Source organism: Roseibium aggregatum (assembly GCF_017309185.1).
Classification (GTDB): domain Bacteria; phylum Pseudomonadota; class Alphaproteobacteria; order Rhizobiales; family Stappiaceae; genus Roseibium; species Roseibium aggregatum_B.
Window position 1 is genome coordinate 1,012,580 of the sequence record NZ_JAEKJZ010000001.1, and the last position, 10,295, is coordinate 1,022,874.

Consider the following 10,295-nt stretch of genomic DNA (forward strand, 5'->3'; position numbering starts at 1 on the left):
GAATGTGGCGGCCGTTGTCACCGGGATCGGCGTTGCCTGCGGCCTGGGGCATGGCAAGGCCGCTTTCCGGGCGGGACTGTTCGAAGCCCCTGATCTCTTTTCAGAGCTGAAACGCGAGGGCCGGGAGCCGGCAGAGGGTGAAGCGTCGTTCCTCGGCGTGGAAATGCCCGAGCTCCCCGAAGTCCTGCCCACGCGCCTGGCCCGGTCGGCGACCTTGAGCGGCCGCGTCGCCCTGACGGTCCTGAAGGAAGCCTGGCTGGAAGCGGACCTCGACGCTGTCGATCCGGAGCGGATCGGGCTGGTCGTCGGGGGAAGCAATCTGATGTCCCGGGAGCAGGCCCTCGCGGCGAGGGATTACGCGGGCAGGCTTTCCTATTTGCCGCCGCGCCATGGTCACATGTTCCTCGATACGGATATCTGCGGTCTGTGTACCTCCAGCTATCCGATCCGCGGCTTTTCCATGACGATCGGAGGAGCTTCGGCGAGTGGGTCTGTTGCCGTTATCCAGGCGATGGAGGCCATCCGGTCCGGCCGGGTGGATGTCTGCATCGCGATGGGGGCCCTGCAGGATCTCTCCGCCTACGATCTTCATGCGATGCGCTCTCTCGGCGCGATGGGCTCGGCACGGTTCGCGGATAAACCCGGAAAGGCCTGCCGGCCGATGGACGCCGATCGGGACGGCTTCATCTATGGCGAGGCCTGCGCGGCCGTGGTTCTGTGCCGGCAAGGCTTGACCTCGAAGCACAAGATCTACGGCGAGTTACTCGGCGCCGGCCATGTCGCCGACGGATCGCGCGGTCCCGAACCCAGCTCGGCCGGTCAGGTCCGGGCGGCGAAAATGGCTCTGTCCGATGCCGGGCTGGGGCTTGCCGATATCGATTATGTCAACGGCCACGCCACGGGCACGCCGGCTGGCGATGACGCGGAATGCGAGACCTACCGGACCTTGGACCTGCAGCACGCGCGGATCAACGCGACCAAGTCGATCCTCGGTCACGGGCTGAGTGCGGCTGGCGCCATCGAGGTGGCTGCCGTGCTCTTGCAGATACGGGAAGGCCGTCTGCACCCGACCCGGAACCTGGAGAACCCGCTGGACCCGAGTTTCGATTGGGTGGGCGGCGAAGCTGTGGGCCATGAAATCCGGCACGCGCTGAAATTTTCCTTCGGATTTGGCGGGATCGATACCGCGCTGGTGATCGGCGCTCCAGGCACGGGGGCAAGAGCTCGATGAGTTACGAAACCCTCAAGGTGAGTTTCAAGGATAGCCTCTGCCGGATCGCGTTCGATCGTCCGGATGTCGGCAACGCGATCAATGCGCCGATGATCCGGGAACTCGGGCACGTCCTGGAGGTTTGCGCGGGTGCGGAGGGGCAGGACGGCAAGCCGGTCACGGTGGTCGTTATCGAAGGTGGCGAGGAGGTGTTTTGCGCGGGCGGCGATTTCGAGGCCGTGACCGAGAACGGTTCGGCCGGCGACCCGGCGCCGCTTTACGATCTCTGGCTGAAACTGGCGCAGGGCCCCTTCGTTACGGTGGCGCTGGTCAAGGGCCGCGTCAACGCCGGTGGCGTCGGTTTCGTCGCGGCGTCGGATATCGTGATCGCCGGCAAGACCGCAAGCTTTTCACTGTCCGAATTGCTGTTCGGCCTGTTCCCGGCCTGCGTTCTGCCGTTCCTGATCGCGCGGATCGGCAAACAGCGCGCCCACTACATGACTTTGATGACGAAGCCGGTGACCGCCGCGGATGCCCTGGCTTCCGGACTTGTCGATGTGACGGCTGACGACGCGGAGGCCGCTCTGCGCCAGCATCTGGCGCGGTTGCGGCACCTTGGACGCCCCGCGATTGCACGCTACAAGGCCTATCTGGCGGGCTGCTCCGGCGATCCGGTCCAGGATCGCTCCGCTGCGCTTGAAGCCAATCGCGCGGTGTTTTCCGACCCTGTTGTTCTGGCCGGAATTCGGCGTTACGTGACCGATCTCAAGTTCCCGTGGGAAGAATAGATTTCTTAGTCTCGGTAAGGTCGATGACCTTTTGCAGCGGCGGCAGGTTGGCTTGCGGCAATCCCTCGCGCCGGACGAAGGCGCGCTCGAGCAGCGACATCGACAGGAGATAGAGGAAGGTCTGGTTTTCCTTCGTGCTGACCTCGCCGGCCGGTTTGGTCAGCACCTTGGTTGCGAGGCGCTGGGCGAATTTGGCGTTCAGGTATGGCAGTTTCGCAAGTTCGGTCTCGCTGAGGACCAGGTCCAGGTAACCGGGGCGCTGGGCGGCGAAGGCGGCGGCATCCGGTGCGCGGTAGGGGAACTTGCGCTTGTCGACGATCCGCTCCGGCAAGCGGGACCGAAAAGCCTCGCGCAAGAGGCGCTTTTCGGTGAAGCCGTCGTCGAATTTCAGATTGACCGATGTGGCGAGCGCAAAGACATCCGGGTCCAGGAAGGGACAGCGGTTCTCGACCCCGTGCGCAAGGCTCATGCGCTCGCCCTGCGTCGACAGCAGATAGCCCGGAAGCAGGGTCTTGTATTCCAGCCACTGGGCCTTTTCGACCGGCGACAGCCCGGCGTAATCGTCCTGCGCGGCGACGAAATCGGTTATCGCCGCGAACGGCGATCCGGCGTCTTTCAGAAGGCGGGCGGAGAACTGACCGTTTTGAAATCTGAGTTCATGGGAAAAGAGCCCCGGCATCTTTTCTTGCGAGAACTGATGGTAGAGCCCGGTGACCGCCGCGATATCCTTCGGCCCGTAATGGCTGAGATGCGGATAAAGCTGTTCCAGCCGCGAGCGGCGCACGTCGTCCGGCAGCCGGTCCCATTCGGCGCGCAACAGGGTTTCCTTGAAAAGGTCGTAACCGAGGAAGGCTTCGTCCGCGCCTTCGCCGCTCAGGATAACCTTGATGCCTTCGTCCTTCGTCCGCCTGGACAGGATATACATCGGCACGAAGGCGCTCCGGAACGCGGGAACTTCGGCGTGATAGACCGCGGCGGGTGTTGTGTCCGCGATATCGGCATGGGTGATGCGCTGGGCGCAGTGCCTTGTTCCAAGATGGCTTGAAACCAGTTGCTGGTCCGAGGACTCATCGAATTCCGCGTCTTCGAACTCGACGGAAAAGGTGGAGAGCGGTTTGGTGGAGAAATCCTTGGCGAGTGCCGCCACAATCGCGGAGTCCACGCCGCCGCTCAGGTAGACGCCCACTTCGACATCGCTGCGCAGGCGCAGTTCGACGCTGCGGGTCAGGCGCTCCCGTATCAGGGTGAGAGCGTCGTCCTCCGTCAAGACTTCGGGCCCCTCGTCGAACCGGAGACTTGCATAGGTTTCCGTTTTCAAGGCGCCGCTTCGGAAGGAAAGCCACTGGCCCATGGGCAGGCTTTCGATGCCGCGAAAACCGGACTGATGCGGCAGCGGGGTCCATTGTCCGAGGATCGAGGTGAGTTGCTCTGGGTCCTGCTCGAACGCGAAACCCGGAAGCGCCAGAAAGGCCTTCATTTCCGAGGCGAACAGCAGGCCGCCGCCGTGGCGCGCATAAAACATCGGCCGCTTGCCGAAACGGTCGCGGGCGAGGAAAACGTCGCCCGTCTGGCTGTCGTAGAGGGCGAAGGCGAAGCCGCCGTTGAAACGGCGCAGGCAATCCGGACCCCAGGTTATCCAGGCATTCAGAACGACCTCGGTGTCGCAATTGGTTGAGAACCGGCAGCCAAGCGCTTCCAGTTCACGGTGCAATTCAAGGTAATTGTAGATCTCGCCGTTGTAGCAGAGCCAGTAACGGCCGCTCGGGTCGCCGAACGGCTGGGCACCGGCTTTCGGATCGAGGATTGCCAGGCGGACGGTACCCATGGCGAAGCCGTCATCGACCACATAGCCGGCACCGTCGGGGCCGCGATGACCGATTTGGGCGAGCATGGCCCGGATGTTGCCGCCAAGAGCGTCGGAAGGTGAAGCTGGATTGAGGATACCGGCTATGCCGCACATTGGCTTTCCTCCTGTCCAGGATCAGCTTTCGGTCCGGTCCGCGACTTTCCGCGCCACCGTTTGCTCGATTTGGCTCAGGCTCACCATGACGCCGCCGGTCATCTCCTCCTCGGTGAACTTGATACCGAACTCCTGTTCCAGAAAGCGGATCAGCTGAATGTAGCCGAAGGAATCCATCACGCCCTCCTTGAAGAGATCGGAGCTCTCCGGGAAGCTTTCGTCGAACTCGATCAGAAACTGTTCTTCGACAAAGTCTCGAATTTTGCTCATAAGGGTCGAACGCTCTGAATGGGGCCACCGGGTGTGAACTGGGGCCCTTCTTCATTGGGTCCTCGATCAGTTCGCGCAGCTTTCAGGTTAGCCAATAGGCTCCCGGAGGGACAGTCCCCGGGGGCGGGAAATAGGGCGCTTTCAAGAAAATTCTTTGGAAAATCCGATCTTGGCAGTTTTATCATAGGTGCTTGGAACGCTTGAGAATTTCGCTTCATGGAAAGGCGTCGATTTTTCCCCGGAGTTCTTTCGATTTATGATGAAACCGCCTTTGAACCCGCTTGCGTGCGCCATGTCCACAGCATAGCATTACGCAGGTGGATCATCCGTTGATCTGACGACGCTTCATGCGGTGTCCGTCTGGCAAGGAAGTAGCTGATAGACCCGGAAAAACCGGATTTGGGGGACGAAAACCGGTAATGGCAGGTCTGGCATGAATATCCTCCGCCTGCTCAGGGACGGCCCGCCCGCCAGCCGCCGGATGATCCTCGTTCTGGCCACTCTGTCCGGATTCGGCAATGCGGGCCTTGTCGGCCTCGTCAACGATGCCGCGGAACGGTCTCTGGTCGGAATGACCGTGGAGCCGAGGCTTCTCGTGGCCTATGTTCTGGCCTTGCTTTTCTTCCTTCTTTCCAACCGCTCCGCTCTGCATCAGGCGAACCGCTTCGTCCAGTCGCGGCTGGAGGCGACACGCCGCAGGATCGTCAACAAGATCCGGAAGGCCGATCTCAGGACGCTGGAACGGCTCGGGAAGGGCGATGTCTATGTGACCGTCGCCCAGGAAACGGATCACCTGTCCCAGACCCTGCCGTTGCTGATCGGGGCGGCCCAAAGCGCGCTTTTGGTGCTGTTCCTGTTTTTCTACATCGCCGCTCTGTCCTTTGTGTCCTTCCTTGTGATCGCGACCTTCACCGCGCTCGGAGTGCGTTTTTTCCTGTCGCGGCAAAAGGCCCTGACGGTGTCGCTAGGAGAGGTGCACCACCGGGAGGCGGAGATGCTCGACAGCCTGATGCATTTCACGCTCGGCTTTCAGGAAATCCGGCTGAACGCGGACAAGAACGACGCGCTGTTCGCGCATTTTTCGGCTGTGACCGGCCGCCTCAAGGAGGTCGTGATCCGGCTGGGCGGGAGATGGGTTACCCTCCTGCAGTTCTCGAACGCCTTCATCTTCATGCTTGTCGGTGTCGTGGTCTTCGTGCTTCCGATATTCTTCTCCGGCTACACCGACACGATCTACAAGATCACCGCGGCAGCGGTGTTCTCGCTCGGCCCGATTGCCGCGATCATTTCCGTCGTCCGCCTCGTCGGGCGGGCGGAAGCGGGACTGGGGCATGTCTACGACCTGGAGCGGCGTCTCGATCGGGGAGCGCCTCGTCCGGTCGGACCTTCACCGCGGGAGCGCTCGCCCTTCCGGGATTTTTCCACCATCGAACTGGACGGCGTTGCATTCAAGTATATCGACGCCGACGGCAATATCACCTTTCAGGCCGGGCCTCTGGATCTTTCGCTGCAGCGGGGAGAGACGATCTTCCTGACCGGCGGCAACGGCTCGGGCAAGTCCACCGCCCTGAAACTCCTCTGCGGACTTTACAAGCCCGCAGAGGGGCGGATCCTGTGCGACGGGATAGAGATCGGCGACGACAACCGGCAGGAATACCGCGAGATCTTCTCCTGCATCTTCACCGATTTCCATCTTTTCGACAGGCTTTACGGTATCGCCGACGCGGACCGGGAGGATGTCGAAAGGCTCATCGCGCGCATGGAGCTGAGCGACAAGGTGGGCTTCGAGAACGGACGGTTCACGACCCGGGAGCTGTCGACGGGGCAGCGCAAGCGGCTGGCGATGATCGTGAGCCTGCTCGAAGACCGGGAGGTCTATATCTTCGACGAATGGGCGGCGGATCAGGATGCCCATTTCCGCGAAGTCTACTACACGGAGATGCTTCCCGACTTCAAAGCCCGGGGCAAGACCGTCCTGGCGGTGACACATGACGACCGCTACTGGTCCTGCTGCGACCGCCGTCTCTCGCTGGATCTCGGCACGATCCTTCTCGAGGGAGAAGGATAGGGCATGGCGCTGTTCGACTTCATAAAACGCGCGGACCCGCGCCAGCTCCGCTGGATGTGGGTCCTGACGTTGATCGCCGGCTGCGCCAACGCGGCCCTGATCGTGGTCATCACCAATGTTGCCGAAACCGTCGCCAATGCGGGCCGGCCCAGTTTGCCCGGTTGGCTCGCCTTTCTGGGGGCGTTCGGCCTCTATTACCTCGCCAACCAGTTCGCGCTCACCCGGGCCATGGCAATCATCGAGGAACTCCTGAACCGGATCAGGCTCGAGATCGCCGACAAGTTGCGCAAATCGGAACTTCTTGTGGTCGATCGGCTGGACCGGGGCCAGCTCTACAATCTGGTGGCCAAGGAGACCAACCACCTTTCGGTCACCTTTCCCCTGATCGTCGATGCCATTCAGCAAGTCATCCTGCTCCTGGTCGCGACCTTCTATCTGCTTTATCTGTCGCCCGCCGCGTTCTTCGTTCTTCTGGCGACCATCGGGGCAGGCGTCCTCGGCTACAAGGTCATCGACAACCGCTACCGCAACATTCTGCGGCTGGTGGAGCGCATGCAGGCGGAAATGCTCGACGCCATTCTCGATATCATCAACGGCAGCAAGGAATTGCGTCTGAACACCCGGCGCAGCGATGCGGTCGCGGCGGCCTACCGGAAGAGATCGAATATCCTTGAACGCCTGCTGGTGCGCTCGGTTGAGCACTGGGTTTCGCTGATCATGCTGGGAAGCATCGCGATGTTCACGATGCTGGGCGTCGTTGTGTTCGTTTTCCCGAATCTGGTCGCCGGTCACAAGACGACGATCTTTCAGCTGGTGCCGGTGCTTCTCTTCTGCATGGGAACGCTCGGCAAGACGGTGACCCAGTCCCCAATGTTCATGCGGGCGGAGGTCGGGCTGCAGTCGATCCTGACCGTCGACCGGGAGCTTTCCGAGGGGGCGAGCATATCGCCCGACGAGGCGCGCCACTTCGCCCGCTCATTCATCGATTTTTCGACAATTGACTTCAACGGCATCCGCTTCAGCTACGATCCAAAGGACCCGGAGGCCTATGTCGTCGGCCCGCTCAACCTGACCGTTTCCCGGGGCGAGGTGATTTTCCTGGTCGGCGGCAACGGCAGTGGTAAATCGACGGCCTTGCGCATGATGACCGGACTTTATCCGGTGCAGTCGGGCTGGATCGGGGTCGACGAGGCAACGGTCTCCGGCAAGGCGATTGCGGGATACCGGGAACTGTTTTCCTCCGTATTCGTCGATTTTCACCTGTTCGACCGGCTGTACGGCCTGGAGGATATCGATCCGAGTCGGGTCAACCGGCTGATCGCGGAAATGGGGCTCGCCGAGAAGGTCACCTTTGAGAACGGCCGCTTCAACCAGCTTCACCTGTCAACCGGTCAGAGAAAGCGGCTCGCGCTGATCGCGGCGATTGTCGAGGACCGCCCGGCCTATGTCTTCGATGAGTGGTCGGCCGAGCAGGACGTTCACTTCCGCGACAGCTTCTACAACGAGATTATTCCCAGGCTTCGGGAAGAGGGCAAAACGGTCATTGCGACGACCCACGACGAAAAATACTGGAATGTCGCCGACCGGGTGGTCAAACTGGACCTGGGGACCATAGAGTGGGTCAGGACGAAGGCCGAGTTGGAGGAGCAATGAAGGTCTTTATGTTCCCCGGTCAGGGCGCACAGCGTCTCGGAATGGGTCATGACACGTTCATCCGGTTCAAGGATCGGGTCGAGCAGGCGGACGATATCCTCGGTTACCGTATTTCCACGCTTTGCCAGGACGGTCCGATCGAGAAGCTGAGCCAGACCGAATATACCCAGCCGGCGCTCTATGTCGTGAACAGCCTTGCCTGGCTGAAGCAGATGGAAGACGAGGAAGAGACGCCCGGCTACCTTCTGGGGCATAGCGTCTCGGAATATGTGGCGCTTTACGCATCCGGTGTTCTTGATTTCGCATCCGGTCTGAAACTGGTGGCGAAGCGCGGCGCGCTGATGTCGCAAGCCCGGGGAGGCGGCATGGCCGCTGTCCTTGGCCTCGAGGCCGGAGCCATCGAGGACATTCTGCGCAACGAGGGCGTCGGGGATGTGTTCGCCGCGAACTTCAACACGCCCAGGCAGATTGTCCTGTCCGGCAGGCGGGAGGCCATCGTCGACGCGGAGGAGCTGTTCCTGAAGGCGGGGGCTTCTCACTACAAGGTTCTGCCCGTCAGCGGTGCCTTTCACACGCCCTTCATGGAAGGCGCCCGCGCTCAATTTGCAGGGTTCTTCGAGACTTTCGAATTCGGCACGCAAAAGGTTTCTGTGATCTCCAATGTCACAGCCCGTCCGCACAGGGACGCGGACATCAAGACGCGCATGATCGAGCAGATTACGGCACCCGTGCGCTGGAGCGAGAGCCTGCGCTATCTGCTCGCGAAAGGGGTCGCCTTCGCCGACACCGTGGAAATCGGTCCGGACGGGCCGCCGGTCGTGAGACCGATGTTCAAACGGACGGAGCTTGAAGCGGGTCCGCTCGATGCCGGAGACCTTGCCGCCGAAGAGGCTGCGGCGAAAGCTTCGGAAGAGGTTCACTCCGAAAATCCGGCGGTTGAAACGGGAACCGAACCACCGAAGAAACTGAACGGCGCCAATTTCTCCTTTGGCCAAGTCACCATGGAAAACATCGGCTCCCGCGCCTTTTGCGATGCGTTCGGCGTACGATACCCTTATGTCAGCGGCGCCATGTACCAGGGGATCGCTTCCGCCGCGATGGTGGTCCGAATGGGCAAGGCCGGTCTGCTCGGATTTTTCGGCGCCGCCGGTCTTCCGACCTCCGCGATCGGAACCGCCATTCGGGAAATCCGCGCGCAAGTGCCAGCCGACGCCCCTTTCGGCGTCAATTTCATCGCCCATCTCAACCGGCCTTATCTGGAGGACGACCTGACGGATCTTCTTCTTGAGGAAGGTGTCGGGATTGTCGAGGCCTCGGCCTTCATGGAAGTGACCCAGGCCCTGGTCCGCTACCGGGCGAAGGGGCTGCGGGCGGAAAACGGAAAGGTCCTTGCTGGCAACAAGATTATCGCAAAGGTCTCCCGCCCCGATGTCGCTGCGCAGTTTCTCAGCGCCGCGCCGGAACCGCTCGTCGAAAAACTGCTGAAGGAAGGACTGATCACGGCAGAGGAAGTCGATCTTCTGCGCAAGGTTCCAATGGCTGACGCCATCTGCGTTGAATCCGATTCCGGCGGTCATACGGACCAGGGCATGCCGTTTGCCCTGATCCCGCCGATCCTGAAACTGAGGGACGAGGCGGAACAGAGGTTCAAGGATTTCGGCAAGCTTTTTGTCGGTGCGGCTGGTGGTATCGGCACCCCGGAGGCCGTCGCCGCGGTTCTGGTGCTGGGCGCGGACTTCATCGTGACCGGGTCGATCAACCAGTGCACGGTCGAGGCGGGAACCAGCGACGCCGTCAAGGACATGCTTGAGGGAATCAACGTCTACGACACCGCCTATGCCCCCTCGGGCGAGATGTTCGAGCTCGGCTCGAAGATCCAGGTTCTGAAGAAAGGCGTCTTCTTTCCGGCGCGTGCGGAAAAGCTGGTCGCGCTCTACCGTCAGAGCGAGAGCCTGGAGGCCATCGACCCCAGGCTTCGCGGTCAGATCGAGGATCGCTATTTCGGCCGGAGTTTCGAAGACGTCTTCGAAGAAGTCGCGCGCTCTTATCCGGCTGCGGAGATCGAGCGCGCCGAAAAAATGCCCAAGCACAAGATGGCGCTCGTATTCAAGCGCTACTACCGGGACACCACCGATTGGGCACTGAAAGGCGACATGGCCCGCAAGGTCGACTTCCAGGTCCATTGCGGCCCGGCGCAGGGCGCCTTCAACCAATGGGTCGCCGGAACGGATCTGGCCTCCTGGCGAAACCGTCATGCCGACACCATCGGCCTGCACATGCTTGAGCAGACGGTGGATCTCCTGAACCGCCGTCTGTCGGTTCTGGTGGGATAGGGGGAGGTTGGCC

7 protein-coding genes are annotated in these 10,295 nt (G+C 61.6%); 5 read left to right on the top strand and 2 right to left on the bottom strand.

Features of this window, described 5'->3' with window-relative positions; translation table 11 throughout:
- Positions 1–4: 4 nt before the first annotated feature.
- On the top strand, positions 5–1,231 hold the full coding sequence (locus JF539_RS04565; RefSeq protein ID WP_207139151.1) for a beta-ketoacyl synthase N-terminal-like domain-containing protein: 1,227 nt from the start codon (positions 5–7) through the stop codon (positions 1,229–1,231).
- Positions 1,228–1,998 carry an enoyl-CoA hydratase/isomerase gene (locus tag JF539_RS04570; protein ID WP_207139152.1) on the top strand — a complete coding sequence of 257 codons (771 nt, stop codon included), beginning with the start codon at positions 1,228–1,230 and terminating at the stop codon, positions 1,996–1,998. The genes JF539_RS04565 and JF539_RS04570 overlap by 4 nt, the downstream gene beginning before the upstream one ends.
- Here the strand turns inward: JF539_RS04570 and asnB are convergent.
- Together asnB and JF539_RS04580 are read right to left on the bottom strand one after the other, a co-directional pair.
- A complete protein-coding gene (asnB, locus tag JF539_RS04575; protein ID WP_207139153.1) occupies positions 1,976–3,958 on the bottom strand; it encodes an asparagine synthase (glutamine-hydrolyzing) in 1,983 nt (660 codons plus the stop codon). The two genes, JF539_RS04570 and asnB, sit on opposite strands and share 23 nt — an antisense overlap.
- Before the next feature lie 21 nt (positions 3,959–3,979).
- On the bottom strand, positions 3,980–4,228 hold the full coding sequence (locus JF539_RS04580; RefSeq protein WP_207139154.1) for an acyl carrier protein: 249 nt from the start codon (positions 4,226–4,228) through the stop codon (positions 3,980–3,982).
- Between the two features lie 433 nt (positions 4,229–4,661).
- On the opposite strand from JF539_RS04580, the gene JF539_RS04585 reads away from it, so the two are divergent.
- Genes JF539_RS04585 through fabD form a run of 3 tightly spaced genes read left to right on the top strand, consistent with a single transcriptional unit; the run spans position 4,662 to position 10,282 of the window.
- Positions 4,662–6,296 carry a cyclic peptide export ABC transporter gene (locus JF539_RS04585; RefSeq protein WP_207139155.1) on the top strand — a complete coding sequence of 545 codons (1,635 nt, stop codon included), beginning with the start codon at positions 4,662–4,664 and terminating at the stop codon, positions 6,294–6,296.
- Positions 6,297–6,299: 3 nt separating this feature from the next.
- Positions 6,300–7,949 (top strand): cyclic peptide export ABC transporter, encoded by a 1,650-nt coding sequence (locus JF539_RS04590; protein ID WP_207139156.1) that lies wholly within the window; start codon positions 6,300–6,302, stop codon positions 7,947–7,949.
- Complete coding sequence (fabD, locus tag JF539_RS04595; protein ID WP_207139157.1) at positions 7,946–10,282, top strand: ACP S-malonyltransferase; 2,337 nt, start codon at positions 7,946–7,948, stop codon at positions 10,280–10,282. Before JF539_RS04590 ends, fabD begins: the two co-directional genes overlap by 4 nt.
- The last annotated feature ends 13 nt before the right edge of the window (positions 10,283–10,295 follow it).